Source organism: Nocardia sp. NPDC047648, from assembly GCF_040642815.1.
Lineage (GTDB): Bacteria > Actinomycetota > Actinomycetes > Mycobacteriales > Mycobacteriaceae > Nocardia > Nocardia gamkensis.
Window position 1 is genome coordinate 134,710 of the sequence record NZ_JBEYSX010000020.1, and the last position, 16,545, is coordinate 151,254.

At 69.1% G+C, this 16,545-nt stretch carries 18 protein-coding genes; 7 read left to right on the plus strand and 11 right to left on the minus strand.

The features are described from left to right. Positions 1-48: 48 nt before the first annotated feature. The 4 genes from ABZ803_RS31635 to sdhC all read right to left on the minus strand — a co-directional run bounded on the left by ABZ803_RS31635 (position 49) and on the right by sdhC (position 3,550). A complete protein-coding gene (locus tag ABZ803_RS31635) occupies positions 49-822 on the minus strand; it encodes a succinate dehydrogenase iron-sulfur subunit (RefSeq protein WP_040865018.1) in 774 nt (257 codons plus the stop codon). Next, entirely contained in the window at positions 822-2,621 is a 1,800-nt protein-coding gene (gene sdhA, locus ABZ803_RS31640) for a succinate dehydrogenase flavoprotein subunit (protein ID WP_357044961.1), read from the minus strand. The genes ABZ803_RS31635 and sdhA overlap by 1 nt, the downstream gene beginning before the upstream one ends. 16 nt (positions 2,622-2,637) lie before the next feature. Then, entirely contained in the window at positions 2,638-3,069 is a 432-nt protein-coding gene (locus ABZ803_RS31645) for a succinate dehydrogenase hydrophobic membrane anchor subunit (protein WP_062971160.1), read from the minus strand. An 82-nt stretch (positions 3,070-3,151) separates the two neighbouring features. Next, positions 3,152-3,550, minus strand: a complete 399-nt coding sequence (gene sdhC / locus ABZ803_RS31650; RefSeq protein ID WP_083863252.1) for a succinate dehydrogenase, cytochrome b556 subunit — start codon at positions 3,548-3,550, stop codon at positions 3,152-3,154. Between the two features lie 275 nt (positions 3,551-3,825). Here sdhC and ABZ803_RS31655 point away from each other — a divergent pair, with 275 nt between their 5' ends. The 4 genes from ABZ803_RS31655 (at position 3,826) to ABZ803_RS31670 (ending at position 7,682) form a co-directional block, all read left to right on the plus strand. After that, on the plus strand, positions 3,826-4,227 hold the full coding sequence (locus ABZ803_RS31655) for a cytidine deaminase (protein ID WP_357044963.1): 402 nt from the start codon (positions 3,826-3,828) through the stop codon (positions 4,225-4,227). Positions 4,228-4,332: 105 nt separating this feature from the next. Then, positions 4,333-5,622 (plus strand): thymidine phosphorylase, encoded by a 1,290-nt coding sequence (locus ABZ803_RS31660; protein WP_357044965.1) that lies wholly within the window; start codon positions 4,333-4,335, stop codon positions 5,620-5,622. A gap of 220 nt (positions 5,623-5,842) precedes the next feature. Next, entirely contained in the window at positions 5,843-6,940 is a 1,098-nt protein-coding gene (locus ABZ803_RS31665) for an adenosine deaminase (RefSeq protein WP_357044967.1), read from the plus strand. 85 nt (positions 6,941-7,025) lie between these two features. Continuing rightward, entirely contained in the window at positions 7,026-7,682 is a 657-nt protein-coding gene (locus ABZ803_RS31670; protein ID WP_357044969.1) for a hypothetical protein, read from the plus strand. Here ABZ803_RS31670 and ABZ803_RS31675 read toward each other — a convergent pair whose 3' ends face one another. The 5 genes from ABZ803_RS31675 to ABZ803_RS31695 are packed head-to-tail and all read right to left on the minus strand — an operon-like array spanning position 7,683 to position 11,091. Continuing rightward, positions 7,683-8,942 (minus strand): primosomal protein, encoded by a 1,260-nt coding sequence (locus ABZ803_RS31675; RefSeq protein WP_357044971.1) that lies wholly within the window; start codon positions 8,940-8,942, stop codon positions 7,683-7,685. A 26-nt stretch (positions 8,943-8,968) separates the two neighbouring features. Further along, positions 8,969-9,316 (minus strand): YbaB/EbfC family nucleoid-associated protein, encoded by a 348-nt coding sequence (locus ABZ803_RS31680; protein ID WP_040865024.1) that lies wholly within the window; start codon positions 9,314-9,316, stop codon positions 8,969-8,971. Continuing rightward, positions 9,313-9,654 carry a hypothetical protein gene (locus tag ABZ803_RS31685; RefSeq protein WP_062971147.1) on the minus strand — a complete coding sequence of 114 codons (342 nt, stop codon included), beginning with the start codon at positions 9,652-9,654 and terminating at the stop codon, positions 9,313-9,315. Before ABZ803_RS31685 ends, ABZ803_RS31680 begins: the two co-directional genes overlap by 4 nt. Beyond that, a complete protein-coding gene (locus ABZ803_RS31690) occupies positions 9,651-10,751 on the minus strand; it encodes a C40 family peptidase (protein WP_357044974.1) in 1,101 nt (366 codons plus the stop codon). Before ABZ803_RS31690 ends, ABZ803_RS31685 begins: the two co-directional genes overlap by 4 nt. Positions 10,752-10,755: 4 nt before the next feature. After that, positions 10,756-11,091, minus strand: coding sequence for a type VII secretion target (locus tag ABZ803_RS31695; RefSeq protein ID WP_309247302.1), 336 nt, complete (start codon positions 11,089-11,091; stop codon positions 10,756-10,758). Between the two features lie 130 nt (positions 11,092-11,221). On the opposite strand from ABZ803_RS31695, the gene upp reads away from it, so the two are divergent. Then, the gene (gene upp, locus ABZ803_RS31700) at positions 11,222-11,845 is read left to right on the plus strand and encodes a uracil phosphoribosyltransferase (protein ID WP_357044976.1); all 624 of its coding nucleotides are present in this window, start codon (positions 11,222-11,224) and stop codon (positions 11,843-11,845) included. An 18-nt stretch (positions 11,846-11,863) separates the two neighbouring features. On the opposite strand, the gene ABZ803_RS31705 is transcribed toward upp, so the two are convergent. Beyond that, positions 11,864-13,360 carry a phospho-sugar mutase gene (locus ABZ803_RS31705; RefSeq protein WP_357044978.1) on the minus strand — a complete coding sequence of 499 codons (1,497 nt, stop codon included), beginning with the start codon at positions 13,358-13,360 and terminating at the stop codon, positions 11,864-11,866. After that, complete coding sequence (locus ABZ803_RS31710) at positions 13,361-14,140, minus strand: purine-nucleoside phosphorylase (protein WP_357044980.1); 780 nt, start codon at positions 14,138-14,140, stop codon at positions 13,361-13,363. Positions 14,141-15,251: 1,111 nt separating this feature from the next. On the opposite strand from ABZ803_RS31710, the gene ABZ803_RS31715 reads away from it, so the two are divergent. Together ABZ803_RS31715 and ABZ803_RS31720 are read left to right on the plus strand one after the other, a co-directional pair. Beyond that, positions 15,252-15,956 carry an enoyl-CoA hydratase-related protein gene (locus ABZ803_RS31715; protein WP_040865031.1) on the plus strand — a complete coding sequence of 235 codons (705 nt, stop codon included), beginning with the start codon at positions 15,252-15,254 and terminating at the stop codon, positions 15,954-15,956. 177 nt (positions 15,957-16,133) lie between these two features. Then, positions 16,134-16,334, plus strand: coding sequence for a hypothetical protein (locus ABZ803_RS31720; protein WP_357044982.1), 201 nt, complete (start codon positions 16,134-16,136; stop codon positions 16,332-16,334). Positions 16,335-16,545: the final 211 nt, after the last annotated feature.

Here is a 16,545-nt window from a genome sequence, read left to right on the forward strand (position 1 = left end):
GCCGCCATCGTCGGGATGGCGGCGGCCTTCGTCGTTCGGTGCCCGAGGTCAGCGGGTGAAGAGCAGGGCTCGCTTGACCTCTTGGATGGCCTTGGTGACCTCGATGCCACGCGGGCAGGCGTCGGTGCAGTTGAAGGTGGTGCGGCAGCGCCAGACGCCTTCGACGTCATTGAGGATGTCGAGGCGTTCGCGGGCGCCTTCGTCGCGGCTGTCGAAGATGAAGCGGTGGGCGTTCACGATCGCGGCCGGGCCGAAGTAGCTGCCGTCGCTCCAGTACACGGGGCAGGAGGTGGTGCAGCATGCGCACAGGATGCACTTGGTGGTGTCGTCGAACCGGGCGCGGTCGGCCTGGCTCTGGATGCGCTCGCGGGTGGGCTCGTTACCCGAGGTCATCAGGTAGGGCTTCACGGCGCGGAACGCGTCGAAGAACGGCTCCATGTTCACCACGAGGTCCTTCTCCACGGGCAGGCCGCGGATCGGCTCGACGGTGACGGTGATCGACTTGTCGCCCTTGGGCAGCATGTCCTTCATCAGCACCTTGCAGGCCAGCCGGTTGACGCCGTTGATCCGCATGGCATCCGAACCGCACACGCCGTGCGCGCAGGAACGCCGGAAGGTGAGCGTGCCGTCCAGGTAGGACTTGATGTAGGTCAGCACGTTCAGGAAACGGTCGGTCGGCAGGACCGGCACCTGGAAGGACTCCCAGTGCGCGCCCTTGTCGTCCTCCGGGTTGAACCGGGCCACCTTGACGGTGATCATCACCGAGCCCTCGGGGACCGGAGCGGGCTTCTGCGAAGAGGGTGCTTCGGCAACAGCAGTCATCAGTACTTACGCTCCATCGGCTCGTAACGGGTCTGCACCACCGGCTTGAAGTCCAGGCGGATGTCCGACAGGAGATCCGAGCCCTCCTTGTAGGCCATCGTGTGACGCATGAAGTTCACGTCGTCGCGGTCCGGGTAGTCCTCGCGAGCGTGGCCACCGCGCGATTCCTTGCGGTTGAGCGCACCGACCACGGTGACTTCGGCCAGCTCGAGCAGGAAGCCGAGCTCGACGGCCTCGAGCAGGTCGCTGTTGTAACGCTTGCCCTTGTCCTGCACGGTGATTCGCGCGTAGCGCTCCTTGAGCGCGTGGATGTCGGTGAGCGCCTGCTTGAGCGTGTCCTCGGTGCGGAACACCGAGGCGTTGTTGTCCATCGACCGCTGCAGCTCCGTGCGGATGTCGGCCACCCGCTCGTCGCCGTGCTCGCTGAGCAGCTGGGCCAGCCAGTCCTGCACCATCTGCGCCGGGTTCTCCGGCATCTCGACGAACTCGCTGCGCTGCGCGTACTCCGCGGCGGCGATGCCCGCGCGACGGCCGAACACGTTGATGTCCAGCAGCGAGTTGGTGCCCAGCCGGTTGGCGCCGTGCACCGAGACGCACGCGCACTCACCCGCGGCGTAGAGGCCGGGGACGACGTCGCTGTTGTTGCGCAGCACCTCGCCGCGAATGCGGGTCGGGATGCCGCCCATCACGTAGTGACAGGTCGGGAACACCGGCACGAGTTCCTTCACCGGGTCCACACCCAGGTAGGTGCGGGAGAACTCGGTGATGTCGGGCAGCTTCTCCTCGAGCACGTCCTCGCCGAGGTGGGTCACATCGATGTAGACGTAGTCCTTGTTCGGTCCCGCGCCGCGGCCCTCCAGCACCTCCAGCACCATCGAGCGGGCGACGATGTCGCGCGGCGCCAGGTCCTTGATGGTGGGGGCGTAGCGCTCCATGAACCGCTCGCCGTCGGCGTTGCGCAGGATGCCGCCCTCGCCGCGGACGGCCTCGGAGATCAGGATGCCGAGCCCGGCCAGACCCGTCGGGTGGAACTGGTGGAACTCCATGTCCTCCAGCGGCAGGCCCTTGCGGAACACGATCGCCATGCCGTCGCCGGTCAGGGTGTGCGCGTTGGAGGTGGTCTTGTACATCCGGCCCGAGCCGCCGGTGGCGAACACGATCGACTTGGCGTGGAAGACGTGCAGTTCGCCGGTGGCCAGCTCGTAGGCGACCACACCGGTCGCGACCGGGCCCCGATCGCTGTCGGTCAGCACCAGGTCCAGCACGTAGAACTCGTTGAAGAACTCCACGTCGTGCTTGACGCAGTTCTGGTACAGCGTCTGCAGGATCATGTGACCGGTGCGGTCGGCGGCGTAGCAGGCGCGGCGGACCGGGGCCTTGCCGTGGTCGCGGGTGTGCCCGCCGAAGCGCCGCTGGTCGATCTTGCCCTCGGGCGTCCGGTTGAACGGCAGGCCCATCTTCTCGAGATCGAGCACCGCGTCGATGGCCTCCTTGGCCATGATCTCCGCGGCGTCCTGGTCGACTAGGTAGTCACCACCCTTGACGGTGTCGAAGGTGTGCCATTCCCAGTTGTCCTCTTCGACGTTGGCCAGCGCGGCGCACATGCCGCCCTGGGCCGCGCCGGTGTGGCTGCGGGTCGGGTACAGCTTGGTCAGCACCGCCGTCCGAGCACGCGGGCCGGCCTCGATCGCGGCGCGCATGCCCGCGCCGCCCGCGCCGACGATGACGACGTCGTAGCGGTGCTCCTGGACAGGACGAGATTCCCCGGTCCCAGTGGTTCGTTCGCTGCGCTCACTCATGCGAGGGGGCCTGTTCCTAACTGATGTTGGGGTCGAAGGTGAAGATGACGTAGGTGCCCACGCCCATGATCAGGATCATCGAGATGGCCAGCAGGGTCTTCAGCCAGAACCGGGTCGAGTCCTTGCGGGAGTAGTCGTCGATGACGGTGCGCAGGCCGTTGCCGCCGTGCAACTGCGCCAGCCACAGCATGGTCAGGTCCCAGAACTGCCAGAACGGGCTGGACCAGCGACCGGCCACGAAGGCGAAGTTGAGCCGCTTCACGCCGCCGTCGAGCAGCAGCATGATCGCCATGTGCCCGAGCACCAGCACGATCAGCAGCAGGCCGGAGAAGCGCATGAACAGCCAGGCGTACTTCTCGAAGTTGTTGTTCGAGCGCGCGCGCGGCGAGCGCGGCAGATCCAGGCTGGCCGGACGGTCGTAGGACTTACCGATGACAGGTGCGCTCATGCCTGCACCTCGCTGGCGCTCGGCTCCGGCATGACCGCACTGGCGGCTGTGTTCATGGGTCGCTCGCTTCGCTCGCTCATTGTCAGTGCTCCGTGAACAGGTAGAAGAACTGGCGCCCGATCGCGGGAACGGCCAGCAGGAACCAGATCGCGAGAATGATCCAGAGCATCAGGCGCTGGTACTTCGGGCCCTTGGACCAGAAGTCCACCAGGATCACGCGGACGCCGTTGAGCGCGTGGAACAGGACGACGACGACCAGGCCCATCTCCATCAACGCCACGATGGGCGTCTTGTAGGTCTCGATCGCTTCGTTGTAGGTGTCCGGGCTCACCCGCACCAGGGCGGTGTCCAGTACGTGAACGAAGAGGAAGAAGAAGATGGTGACGCCGGTGATCCGGTGCAGCGCCCACGACCACATTCCGGGGTCGCCTCGGTACAGCGTCTTCCGCTTCGGCTGGGCCGGAGCTTCAATCGTGGTCATAGAGTGCGGTGCCTCCAACGTCGTTGATGGACCCGGTCGCAGGTCCGACGCCGACGGCGTGGCGGGCGAATGCCCAGGTGGCTGTACTCCGGCCCGTCGCAGGAACCTGAACCGATCTGTTCTGGACTCTAATCCTCCAGCAATCCCGGAACTAATTCGGCGTACCGTGCGTTGCGCGACAGCCGATCGGGTTAGGCTTACCTTTCTTGATGTGTGCGGGGTTCCGTCGTGGCCCTTGCGCGGCCGCGATCGGGCCGGTTCGAGAGAGGTTCCCCATGCCGGAAATCGACTGGAAACTGCTGCGTGACAACGCATTTCGAGTTATGCGAAACGCCTATGCGCCGTACTCGCGGTTTCCGGTCGGCGCCGCGGCTCTCAGCGCCGATGGTCGCATGGTGAGCGGTTGCAATGTGGAGAATGTCTCATATGGATTGGGCCTGTGTGCCGAATGTGTACTCATCGGTAACTTGATTTCGGGCGGCGGGGGGCGTCTGGTGGCCGTCTCGGTGACCGATTCTCGCGGCGAAATCCTGATGCCCTGTGGTCGCTGCCGCCAATTGCTCTACGAGCACGGCGGGGCCGATCTCCTGGTCGATCACAAGGCCGGTGCGGTGCCCTTGCGCGCGCTGCTGCCGGACGCGTTCGGGCCGGACGATTTGGACGCCGGGCGAAGGTAGCGGCATCCCTCGCGGCGGAGGCGAAGGCGAACGCGGAGCGGGCCCGCGCTTCCATCCCATCGGCGAGAACCCGGGTGCCCGTCGGCTCATGCCAAACTGGCCACCGTGACGGCACTGGACGCGGTTTCGATCATCACCACCAAGCGGGACGGCGGCGAGCTGTCGGACGCGCAGATCGACTGGGTGGTCGACGGGTTCACCCGCGGCACGGTGGCCGACGAGCAGATGTCCGCGCTGGCCATGGCGGTCGTCTGGCGGGGGATGACCCGGCGGGAGACGGCGCGGTGGACCGCCGCCATGATCGCCTCCGGGCGGCGCATGGATCTCGCGGACCTGCCGCGCCCCACCGTGGACAAGCACTCGACCGGCGGCGTCGGCGACAAGATCACGCTGCCGCTGGCTCCGCTGGTCGCCGCGTGCGGCGCCGCGGTGCCGCAGTTGTCCGGGCGCGGTCTCGGTCACACCGGCGGCACGCTGGACAAGCTGGAGTCCATCCCCGGCTGGCAGGCGGACGTGCCTGCGTCGCGGATGCGTGACCTGCTGGCCGACCCGGCCATCGGGGCGGTGATCTGCGCGGCAGGCGCCGACCTCGCGCCCGCGGACCGGCGGCTCTACGCTCTGCGCGACGTCACCGGCACGGTCGAGTCGATCCCGCTGATCGCCAGCTCGATCATGAGCAAGAAGATCGCCGAGGGCACCGCGGCACTGCTGCTCGACGTCAAGGTCGGCTCCGGAGCGTTCCTGAAGACACTCGACGGGGCGCGCGAGTTGGCGACCGCGATGGTCGAACTGGGCGCCGACGCGGGCGTCCGGACGGTCGCGCTGCTCACCGCCATGGACACCCCGCTCGGCCGCACCGCGGGCAATGCCCTGGAGGTCGCGGAATCGGTGGAGGTGCTGGCGGGCGGTGGTCCCGAGGACGTCGTCGAGCTGACCATCGCCTTGGCTCGCGAAATGGTCGCGCTGGCCGGGCTCGATACCGACCCCGCCGATGCGCTGGCCGACGGCCGGGCGATGGATCACTGGCGCGCGATGATCAGCGCCCAGGGCGGCGACCCGGACGCGCCGCTGCCCACCGCGAAGCACACCGAGACCGTGCGCGCCGATACCGACGGCACGCTGACCCGGCTCGACGCGCTGAGCGTCGGTATCGCCGCCTGGCGTCTCGGCGCGGGCCGGGCACGTCAGGGCGATCCGGTGCAGTCCGGCGCGGGCATCGAGATGCACGCCAAACCGGGCGATGCGGTCAGCGCGGGCCAGCCGCTGCTCACCCTGCATACCGATACCCCCGAGGCCTTCACGGGCGCCATGGCGGCCCTGCGCGACGCCGTCACCATCGAGGCAATTGCCGCGCCCGGTCCCGCCGCGCTGATCCTCGACCGCATCGTGTCCTGAACTGTCCGCGGTAACCCAGCGGGCGGCGTAGGCACGTGTGCCCGCCCTGCCGGATCACGGGCGCGCCGCCGGGCCGCATGCATGCGCGAGCGTGGAAGCTGCGCGCACAGCATGTGCGCGGCGAACCAACCGGTGTCCGGTCGTGATCCGGCGGGCAACGAGATGGTTGCCACGGCCGGACTCGGCTGCCGTTTCGGCGCACTGCGGCTACCGTCGATACATGACTGGACCGATGCCTCTGACTCTCGCCTCGATCCGCCAAGCGCCGAAAGCGCTGCTGCACGATCACCTCGACGGTGGCTTGCGGCCCGCGACGGTGCTCGAACTCGCCGCGCACAGCGGCTACGAGGACCTACCCGCCACCGACGAGGCGTCGCTGGCGGCCTGGTTCCGCGACGCGGCCGACAGCGGATCGCTGGAACGCTACCTGGAGACCTTCGCGCACACCGTCGCCGTGATGCAGACCCCGGAGGGGCTGCGCCGGGTCGCCCGCGAATGCGCCGAGGATCTCGCCGCCGACGGCGTCGTCTACGCGGAGGTGCGCTTCGCCCCCGAACAGCACTTGGAGCGCGGGCTGACATTGGACGAGGTGGTCGAGCACACGCTGGCCGGATTCCGCGAAGGCGAGGCGGCGGCCGCGGAGCGCGGACATCCGATCGTGGTGACCTGCCTGCTCACCGCGATGCGGCACGCGGCGCGCTCGCGGGAGATCGCGGAACTGGCGGTGCGCTTCCGCGATCGCGGAGTGGGCGGCTTCGACATCGCGGGCGCGGAAGCCGGTTACCCGCCCAGCAGGCACCTCGACGCGTTCGAGTACATGCGTGCCAACAGCGCGCACTTCACCATCCACGCGGGCGAGGCCTTCGGCCTGCCGTCGATTCACGAGGCGCTCGCGTTCTGCGGCTGCGACCGGCTCGGCCACGGCGTGCGGATCACCGACGACATCAGCGTGCCCGGCGCGGTCGAGGACGCGGAACTCGGGCTGGTCGCCAACTACGTCCGGGACATGCGCATCCCGCTGGAGCTGTGTCCGTCGTCGAACGTGCAGACCGGCGCCGTGCCCTCGCTGGACAAGCACCCGTTCGACCTGCTGGCCCGCCTGCGCTTCCGCGTCACGGTGAACACCGACAACCGGCTGATGAGCGACACCAGCATGAGCCAGGAGATGCTCAAGCTCGTCGAGACCTTCGGTTACGGCTGGAGTGACCTGGAACGCTTCACCATCAACGCCATGAAGTCGGCGTTCATCCCCTTCCCCGAGCGGCTGCGGATCATCGACGACATCATCAAGCCCGGATACGCGGTGCTCATCGGCTAGGGGCGGCACGCGTCCCACGGGGACGATGCAGCGTCGGCTGCGAGGTTCGGCGCCCGCCCGGCTACCGGTTCGCTAGCGTGGCGATATGGCGACCCTGCGCATATCCCGCCGGTTCAACGGACCACCCGACTCCGGCAACGGTGGCTACGTGGCCGGTCTGCTCGCCGCCCAGCGCGACGAGCAGACGGTCACCGTCATCCTGCGCAGCCCACCGCCGCTCGAGACGCCCCTCGACGTGCGGGCCGAACGGCTCTACGACGGTGACACGCTGATCGCCGAGTCCAAGAGCGGCGAACTCGAACGCGACGCCCCGGGGCATATCCCCTTCGCCGACGCGACCCAGGCAGCGCGCAGCTACACCAGCATCGAGATCTTCGCGTCCTGCTTCGTCTGCGGCAGCGGCCGGGCGGATGGGTTGCGCATCGAACCAGGCCGAGTCGACGAGCACCGAGTGGCCGCGCCATGGATACCCGACGACACCGTGCCGCTGGGGCCGCCGCTGCTGTGGGCCGCGATGGACTGCCCCGGCGGTTGGTCGCTACCCGGCATGCTGGAACGTCCCGCCCTGCTCGGCTCGATGACCGCCACCGTCCACGACATCCCCGAAGTCGACGAGCGCTGCGTCGTCGTCGGCGAGTTCCACCGCGAGCAGGGACGCAAATGCTGGGCCTCGACCGCGGTCTACGGCGCCGACGAACGCCTGCTCGGACAGGCCGAGCAGGTCTGGATCCGGCTGCCCTAGTTACTGCTTGTCGAGCCGGGACTCCAGGTTGCGTTCCAGCTCGCGCCAGGCCTGGGCCTCCGCGGTGAACGGCGGGTTGGGCGCCAACCGGGTGGGGTCGGGGTTCAGCAGGTAGGAGACGTACCAGCCGAGCGGGGTGGACTGGGCCAGGGCCTGCTCAACCGTGTCGTCGTCGGCGTAGTCGGCGGCGTCGGTGAACAGCTCTACCGCCAGATCGAGCTGTTCGATGTCGACCGCCTCGGGGCCTTCGGCCAAGTCCTCGGCCAAGCCGGGCAGCACGTAGACGTTCTCGTCGGTCACCTCGACCTCCAGTGAGCCGTCCACCGCCGCGGTCTGCACGTCGGCGAAGGTGCTCACGCGGGCCAGATCGTGCTCGTGGTCGTCGGCGAGGTAGCGGGCCAGCGCGCGCTCGGACGAGAACACCGTGATCGAGCCCCTGGAACCGAGGAAGATCGGCTCGTCGTCGAGGTAACAGCGGAGGGTGAAGACGCTGCCTTCGGACGTGATGATCTTTACCGGGTCGATGCCGACCTCGTGCCAGAACGATTCTTCGTCGTCCTCGTCTTCGTCGTCGTCCTCTTCCGCGTCGAGGTCGACGGGCTCGAACTCCTCCTCCTCGTCGCTGTCGGCGGCGTCGTCGGCGTCGACCACGTTCTCCTCGGCGGCCAGCAGTTCGGCCTCGGCGACCGCGACCGCCTCGGCGTCGACCTCGGGCGTCTGCACGACGGAGTCGATGGCGTCCAAGACGTCGTCCCAGCCCTTGGCGATGGCGGCGCCGATCTGGTCCCACAGCTCCTCGCCGTCGCGACCGACGAACGCGCTCACGCCGCCGGGCAGCGCGCCGAGCACCGGATGGGAACCGAAGAATTTGGTGACCGTCTCGAGTTCGCACACCTCGCCGATGTTGCGCACCATGCCGAGGGTGTCCTCCAGCTCGGCGACGCTGTCGACGTCGGGTTCGCCCGCCGCCAGCTCCGGCACCGCGACCAGATCGAAGGTGAAGTTCTCCTCCGGTTCCAGTTCGACCGCCGAGAGACCCGCGACGACCTTCCAGGCCGGATGGTCCACGAGGTCGTTGTCGGCGTTGGTGCGGATGAAGGCGGCCAGCTCTGCCACGGACTCGAAACCGTAGAGGGCGTCCTCGTGACCGAGGAACGCCTCCCACTCGTCGTCACCGTCTCGCCAACGCGGTGCCCACAGGGTGACGAGATCGCCGTCGGTCAGGCCGAGCTCGATCGGGACGATGTCTCCAGAAGCCATGTGCGGAAGCCTATCGACCTTCCGCGTCAGGCACTATCCGGCCCGCCCCCATTCGTGCCCGCGGGCGGCTGCGCGGCGGGGACGAACGACTCGTTCAGTGTCGCAACGACCTTGGATCGCTGCGCTCCGGCGTCCTCGGCGGCCTGTCTGCAGGCCCAGACGATCAACTGCCCGACCTCGGCAGGCGGCAGCGATGTGACCGATTCCGCCAAGCTCAGGCCGACCAGTGCGCCGTCGCTGTTCACCTCGACGCTCACCGCGCCGTCCTCGGAGGTCCACCGCCCGCGTACCTGCTTCAACCCGTACAGCGCGGCTTCCAGCGCCTCCAGTTTCTGGGTGGCCGCCGCGACAAGGGCGTCCATTTCCGCACTCATACCGGCCTCATCCAGGTCGTCGGTCCTGTGTCCGCGTCGTCGATCCGGTCCAGCTCGTCCACCGCCTGCTGGCGGGTGGGCAGACCGAGCCGGTCGAGGATGTCCGACGGCATGCCCGACTCGGCGAGCAGTTCGCGCCGCCGCGCCCGCGCCGCGATGGCGGAACGCTGGGTGAGCCGCAGGATCTCGTTGGCGAGCGACTGTGCGCCGTAACGGTATTCGCTGCGCTCGAACTTGATCTCGACCGGCATGCCCTGATCGGTCGCGCGCACCGAGATGGTGCCCGACCGGTTGCTGCTGGACGCCACCGTGACGTTGGGAACCGGGGGTCGGGTCATGCCGTGGGCCTGTAGAAACCGTAGAAGTCCATGCCTGAGTTCTCCGTTCGAATCGAGCTGATCTGGACCGGGTCACCCGCCTCGACCAACTGGCCGTTCCCGATCACCATGGCCACGTGGCCGTCCCAGATCGCGAGGTCGCCGGGCATCAGATCACCGGCCGACACCGGTGTGGCCCCGTTGCCCTGGTCGCACGCGAGCCGGGGCAGGTCGACGCCCGCCTCGCCATAGGCGTACTTGGTGAGCCCACTGCAATCCAATCCCGCGCCCGGGCTGTTGCCGCCCCAGACATAGGGCGTGCCCACGGCGCCGATCGCCGACCGGACCGCCGTGGCGGCCTGTTCGTTGGGCGCCTCCACCACGCTGCCGTCGGGCAGCGTGATCTTCACGCCCTTGCCGTCGTCGGGCGTGCCCGACGAACCGGTGTCCGGTTTGGGGGTGCCCGTCGTGCCGGGCGTGCCACGGGAACCGCGTGCGGACTGCGACTGCTGCGGTGTGGCCATCACGGTGCTCAGAAGCGAGCCCGCACCGTTGAGCACGCCGGACGCCGCCTGCTGCACGCCCGCGGCGGGGACACCGGCCAGTGCCGGGGTGGTCGGCGGCGGGGTGAGGTCGTTCATCGACGCGGTGTGCGTCTGCAATTCGTTCTGGACCCGGCCGACGACGTTGAGGGCCTGGTTGAGATGGTCGATCGCGGAGCCGACGAGCACCGTCAGACCTTCCGGCGTCGCGAGGACCGGCCCCATACTCGCCGCGGTGTTCACGAAGGACTGCGCGATGTCGGTGAGATCCTTCTGGCCCGTCTCGACCTGACCCGCGGCCTGGTTCACGACCGTCGCCATCTCGTTGCCACGATCGGAGATGGTGGCCGCGGAGGTCTGCACGCGCAGCGCCTTGGCGGTGGCCGCGTCGGCCGCGCGACCGTCCCACGCGGCGTTCATCCCGTTGATGCTGTCGCGGCCCATCTGGTGGATCTGGTCGACCACGGACGAGGTGCTGCGCAGCGCGTCGGTGGGACCGCCCGCGGGCAGTACGCCGCTGCCGAAGCTGGCGAGCAGGTCCAGGATCGGTTGCGCCAGTGCGTTGACATCGATCACAGGCTCACTCCACCTCGGTGGCCGCGTTCCGCAGCGCGCTCGCGTGGGTGGCGTCGGTCTCGGTGAGGACGGTCGCCGCGCCGGTGGCCGCCCCACCCATGCTGGTCAGCACTGCCGAGAGCTGGCCGATCGCGGCGACGTGCCCGGCGTGCGCCGCGGCATAGGCCGCCATGAAGTCACCGCCGATCAGTCCCATGATCGGGCCGAGCAGCGCGGGCTCCGCCGCCGCGGCGCTCACCCCGGCCGCCGCCATCTCACCCGCCATGACGTGAGCGGTCGCGCCGTAGGCCGCAATGCCTTCGGTGTCCGCCGACATCTTCCGCATCAGAGCTTCCCCCATCTGTTGTTCCCAGGCAGAGTACGTCATCCACTTGGTTCGACGCGCGCTGTTCCGGTTCGGTTCCGCCGCTTCGGAAAAAAAGTCCGGTGGCATCCGGCGGCGCACCCGTGACCGACTTTATCGTTCCCTCATGCGCACCCTCACCGTCGACCATCCACTCGTCGCCGCCCTGCTCACCACGATGCGGGACGAGCGAACGGCCAATCCGGCTTTCCGTGCCGCACTACGTGATCTGACCGGCATCCTGATCTACGAGGCGCTGCGCGACGCGGAGGTCGAGCGCTTCGAGATCACCACGCCGGTCGCTCCCACCGAAGGCATCCGGCTGGCCCATCCGCCGCTGCTGGTTCCGGTGCTGCGCGCCGGGCTCGGCATGATCGACGCGGCCGCCGAGCTGATCCCCGACGCCAGAATCGGGTTCGTCGGTCTCGCTCGCGACGAGGACACCCACCTGCCGGTGCCCTACATGGAGTCGCTGCCCGCCGATCTCGCAGGCCTGCCCGTCTTCGTGCTCGACCCGATGCTGGCCACGGGCGGCTCGATGCGGCACACCTTGCAGCTGCTCACCGCCCGCGGCGCCACCGACATCACCGCCGTGTGCGTCGTCGCCGCACCGGAAGGCATTGCGACACTGGCGGACTCGGGACTGCCGGTACGGCTGGTGACCGCCGTCGTCGACTCCGGACTGAACGAGAACGCCTACATCGTGCCCGGTCTCGGCGACGCGGGCGACCGGCAATTCGGCCCGCGCTGAACCTGGGCCGGGCCGCGGTCAGAAGGTCCGGCAGAAGTCGCGCAATGCCGAAAGGCGTTCGCGGGCAGCGGCTCGCGCGGCCGGAAGACCGGCGCGCGAGCCCACCGGTTCGACCACCTCCAGGTAGCACTTGAGCTTCGGCTCGGTACCGGAAGGGCGGACGACAACGCGGGACGAGACACCCTCGAAGATCAGCGCGTCGGTCCGCATCCGGCCCCGGACCCGAAGCTGATCGGTGTATTCGACCGGCTCGCCCGCGATCTCGCGCGGCGGGTCGGCCCGCAATCGCTCGACCACGGCGGCCGCGTCGGTGGCCGAGCCGAGCCGCAGCGACACCTGGTCGCCCGCGTGCAGGCCGAATTCCACCGCGTAGTCGTCGAGTTCGTCGTTCAGGCCGCGACCGGCGGCCTTCAACCGGGCCACCAGGTCGGCCACCAGGACGGCGGCGGAAATACCGTCCTTGTCGCGGACCGCCGCCGGGTCGACGCAGTGGCCGATCGCCTCCTCGTAGGCGTAGACCAAGCCGTCGCCCGCGCGGGCCAGCCACTTGAAACCGGTGAGCGTTTCCGCGTAGCGTCCGCCGCGCGCGGGAGCCAGCTTCGACAGCAGCCGCGACGACACGATCGTCGTCGCCACCAGCGCGTCATCCGGGGCGGTGCGTAGCACACAGTCACCGAGTAGCACGCCGGTCTCGTCGCCGCGCAGCATCCGCCAGGTGCCGTCCGGCCACGGGACGCCCACCGCGCACCGGTCCGCGTCGGGGTCCAGCGCGATCGCCACGTCGGCGCCGACCCGGGCCGCCGTGGCGAGCAGCAGGTCGGCCGCGCCGGGTTCCTCGGGGTTCGGGAACGCGACGGTGGGGAAGTCGGGGTCCGGTGCGAACTGCTCTTCGACCACGTGGACGTCGGGAAAACCCGCCGCGCGCAGCGCTTCGACGGCGAGGTCACCGCCGACGCCGTGCAGCGGAGTGAGGGCGATCCGGATACCGGCCCGCTCGCCCTGCCCACCGATCCAGGAGGGTATTTCGGCGACCCGGCGGATATAGCGCTGGACCACGTCGTCGTCCGCGGGGGCGACCGGCACGCGGTCGATCGGCTCGGCCACCGCCTCGATACAACGCTCGATCTCGGCGTCGGCCGGGGCGATCAGCTGTGACCCGCCGTCCAGATAGACCTTGTACCCGTTGTCGGTGGCCGGGTTGTGCGAGGCGGTGATCTGCACGCCCGCGACCGCGCCCAGCTCACGCACCGCGTACGCGACCACCGGCGTGGGCAGCGGACGCGGCAGCAACGTCACCGGAAAGCCCGCCGCGGCGAAGATCTCCGCGGTCGCCGTCGCGAACTCGGCGGAACCGTGTCTGGCGTCGCGGCCGACGACCACCGTGCCGCCGCCTAGACAGCGGTCGCGCAGCCACGCCACGATTCCCGCGGTCGCCCTGCTCACGGTGGTGACGTTCATGCCGTCCGGGCCATCGCGCAGCGGCCCGCGCAGGCCCGCCGTGCCGAAGCGCAGCATCTACACCCGTTCCAGCACACCGCGTAGCAGTTTGCCGAGGCGCGGAGCCGCGGCATGGCCTTCGGCGAGCACCTCGGCATGGGACAGATGCGCGCCGGTGACGCCCGCGGCCAGGTTGGTGACCAGCGAGATACCGAGCAGGCGCGCACCGAGCGCGCGGCAGGCGATGGCTTCCAGCACCGTGGACATGCCGACCAGATCCGCGCCGATCGTGCGCAGCATCCGGATCTCGGCGGGCGTCTCGTACTGCGGCCCGGTGAGGCCCGCGTAAACGCCCTCGGTCAGGCTCGGATCGATCTCCCTGGCCAGCGCCCGCAACTCCGGATCCCAGGCGTCGACCAGATCGACGAAAGTCGCGCCTGCCAGCGGTGTGCGACCGGTCAAGTTGAGATGGTCGCTGATCAGCACCGGCTCACCGACCCGGAGGCCTGCTCGGATACCGCCCGCGGCATTGGTCAGCACCACGATCTCCGCGCCCGCCGCCACCGCCGCCGACACCGGATGCACCACATCGGCGGGCTGATACCCCTCGTAGAGATGCTGGCGGCCCATCAACAGCAGCACGTCGTTGTCGTCCACCCGAACGGAATGCAGCACGCCGACGTGCCCCTGCGCGGTAGGCGTCCCGAAACCGGGCAGCTCCGGCATCGGCACCGACGCCCGCGGCGCCCCGATCTCCGCGGCCGCGTCCTGCCAGCCGGACCCCAGCACCACCGCGACCCGGTGGCGTGACACTCCCGTACGTTCGGCGATCGCCTCGGCGGCCTGTTCGGCAAGCATGATCGTCACCATAGCTGTGTTTGATTTGCCGCGCTTTCGCGCGGCGTGTTCGCGGCCCCTTCATGGCTCGCGTTTGCGCGACCGCCGCTTGCTCCTTCGTCGCGTACGCGGCGGCCGCGCAAACGCGAGCCGGGCCGCGAACGGCGCATGCTCGATCTCGCTTCGCTCGAAACCGGGGGTTGAGGTGCGCTGGGCGCGTGGGGGCGCGAGGTTTGGGCATCGTGCACGCGGTTCGTTGTGGTCGGCGGTCGTCCTGATGGCCGGTGATCAGGCGGACACGGTGGCCGTGTGAACGTGCGTCGGGCCGCGAACGGCGGGTGCTCGTCTGGCTTCGTTCGGAACCGGGAGTTGGGGTGCGCTGGGCGCGTCGGTGCGGGAGGTCGGGACATCGTGCGCGTGGTTCGGTGTGGTCGGCGGTTGTTCCGTCGACCGGTGTTCGGTCGCGGATGTGGCGGACGTGAGTCGGTCCGCGGAAGGGCGGATGCACGGTCTGGCTTCGTTCGGAACCGGGAGTGGAGGTGCGCTGGGCGCGTGGGGGCGCGAGGTTTGGGCATCGTGCACGCGGTTCGGTGTGGTCGGCGGTCGTCCTGATGGCCAGGTGATCAGGCGGGGACACGGTGGCCGTGTGAACGTGCGTCGGGCCACGAACGGCGGATGTTCGGTCTGGCTTCGTTCGAAGTCGGGGATTGGGGCGCGTGGGGGCGCGAGGTTTGGGCATCGTGCGCGCGGTTCGTTGTGGTCGGCGGTTGTTCTGTCGACCGGTGTTCGGTCGCGGATGTGGCGGACGTGAGTCGGTCCGCGGAACGGCGGGTGCTCGGTCCGGTTTGGCTCGAAATCGGGAGTTGGGTGCGTTGGTCTGCGAGTTCTTGGCACTGTGCGCGGATTCACCGGCTGGTCGTGAGGTCGATCAGTGCCGTTGCTGTGTACGCGGCGGTCGGGGACTCGGGCGCTGAGTGGACTGTCTTGGGATTGCTCTGCCTTTGCGATGGACGGTGCTTCGTTCCCGCTTCGCTCGAACCGGGAGTCGGGTGCGCTGGGGCAGGGTGGGGTGTGCGACTCGACCCCTACCCGCGAGTAGGGGTAGCTGTCGGTGCCCGATACGCTGCACGGCATGCCGTATCTGGAACGCCACGGGGAAGTGTTCGTCGTCTACCTCGGCGCCGAGGGACAGACGGACAGCGAGAACCGTTTTCACCCGGACTGGATCGACGCCTTCCACGGGCTGCTGGACGAGGTCGAGAGCTCCGAGGGGCCTGCCGCGCTGGTGACGACCGCGACCGGGAAGTTCTTCAGCAACGGTCTGGACACCGATTGGCTGTTCGGCAACCTGGACAAGATGCACGGTTACCTCGACCGTGTGCACTCGCTCTACACCCGCCTGCTCGCCTTCCCGCTGCCCACCGTCGCGGCGATCAACGGCCATGCCTTCGGAGCGGGCGCCATGCTGGCGACTTCGCACGACTTCCGGGTGATGCGCGCCGATCGCGGCTTCTACTGCCTGCCCGAGGTGCACCTGGGCATGCCCTTCACCATCGGGATGAACGCCCTGCTCACCGAGCGGCTGTCCAACCAGGTCTGCGTGCAGGCGATGACGACCGGCCACCGCTACCCGGCCGACGAGGCGATCGCCGCGGGCATCGCCGACGCCAAGGCCGACGCCCCCGAGTTGCTCGCGACCGCGATCGAGCGGGCCGCGGCACTGGCGAGCAACCGCAAGCCCAACCTCCCCGTGATCAAGCGCGCCCTGCACGCGAAGGCCCTGGCCGGCCTCGCCGTCGCGACCACTCCGGAAAACCTGGCGTTCGCCGCGAGCTGACCCGTCGTCCGCAGACAGCGGAGCCCGTCTCCGCCCGCACGCTCGATCCGCTGGCTGCGTCTGCGAGGTAGTCGCCGCGGCACTCATCCGGCCAGCCGCCGCTGCCACGCGGCGAACTACGGGGTAGCGGTCCCCGCGATGCCGCCCACCCCTGTTGCTTGGCGACGCGTGGGCCGTGTGTGCACCCAGGTGCTTGGCGACGGGTGGGCCGTCGCTGAAGGTTCCGCCCGCACCGGTGAGCACGAGCATGCGCGCGGCCTCGTCGGCTTCGAACTCGTCGACGGCGGCCTCGATGGCCTGCGCGGCGGCCAGGTTGATCGCGTTGCGCGCTTCGGGACGGTTGACCGTCAGCACAACCTCGTGCTTGGCGACGCCTGAACCGCGTATGCACCCCACCTGCCTGTCGGCGGTCCAGCCACCGAGTACGACGACGACACCTTGTAAACGGCGGGCCAGGGACCGCAGCGGCACTCCTACGCGCCCAGCGCACCTCAACTCCCGGTTTCGAGCGAAGCGAGACCGAGCATGCGCCGTTCGCGGCCCGGCTCGCGTTTGCGCGGCCGTCGCGTAGGCGACGAAGGAGCAAGCG

Excerpts from the sequence above, each read along its gene's own strand:
- ABZ803_RS31645 (WP_062971160.1), bottom strand. The coding sequence starts at position 3,069 with ATGAGCGCACCTGTCATCGGTAAGTCCTACGACCGTCCGGCCAGCCTG.
- ABZ803_RS31705 (WP_357044978.1), bottom strand. The coding sequence starts at position 13,360 with ATGCTGCGCTTCGGCACGGCGGGCCTGCGCGGGCCGCTGCGCGATGGC.
- ABZ803_RS31695 (WP_309247302.1), bottom strand. The coding sequence starts at position 11,091 with ATGGGGGAAGCTCTGATGCGGAAGATGTCGGCGGACACCGAAGGCATT.
- ABZ803_RS31710 (WP_357044980.1), bottom strand. The coding sequence starts at position 14,140 with ATGCTTGCCGAACAGGCCGCCGAGGCGATCGCCGAACGTACGGGAGTG.
- ABZ803_RS31635 (WP_040865018.1), bottom strand. The coding sequence starts at position 822 with ATGACTGCTGTTGCCGAAGCACCCTCTTCGCAGAAGCCCGCTCCGGTC.
- ABZ803_RS31655 (WP_357044963.1), top strand. The coding sequence starts at position 3,826 with ATGCCGGAAATCGACTGGAAACTGCTGCGTGACAACGCATTTCGAGTT.
- upp (WP_357044976.1), top strand. The coding sequence starts at position 11,222 with ATGCGCACCCTCACCGTCGACCATCCACTCGTCGCCGCCCTGCTCACC.
- ABZ803_RS31665 (WP_357044967.1), top strand. The coding sequence starts at position 5,843 with ATGACTGGACCGATGCCTCTGACTCTCGCCTCGATCCGCCAAGCGCCG.
- sdhC (WP_083863252.1), bottom strand. The coding sequence starts at position 3,550 with ATGACCACGATTGAAGCTCCGGCCCAGCCGAAGCGGAAGACGCTGTAC.
- ABZ803_RS31685 (WP_062971147.1), bottom strand. The coding sequence starts at position 9,654 with ATGACCCGACCCCCGGTTCCCAACGTCACGGTGGCGTCCAGCAGCAAC.
- ABZ803_RS31680 (WP_040865024.1), bottom strand. The coding sequence starts at position 9,316 with ATGAGTGCGGAAATGGACGCCCTTGTCGCGGCGGCCACCCAGAAACTG.
- sdhA (WP_357044961.1), bottom strand. The coding sequence starts at position 2,621 with ATGAGTGAGCGCAGCGAACGAACCACTGGGACCGGGGAATCTCGTCCT.
- ABZ803_RS31675 (WP_357044971.1), bottom strand. The coding sequence starts at position 8,942 with ATGGCTTCTGGAGACATCGTCCCGATCGAGCTCGGCCTGACCGACGGC.
- ABZ803_RS31715 (WP_040865031.1), top strand. The coding sequence starts at position 15,252 with ATGCCGTATCTGGAACGCCACGGGGAAGTGTTCGTCGTCTACCTCGGC.
- ABZ803_RS31670 (WP_357044969.1), top strand. The coding sequence starts at position 7,026 with ATGGCGACCCTGCGCATATCCCGCCGGTTCAACGGACCACCCGACTCC.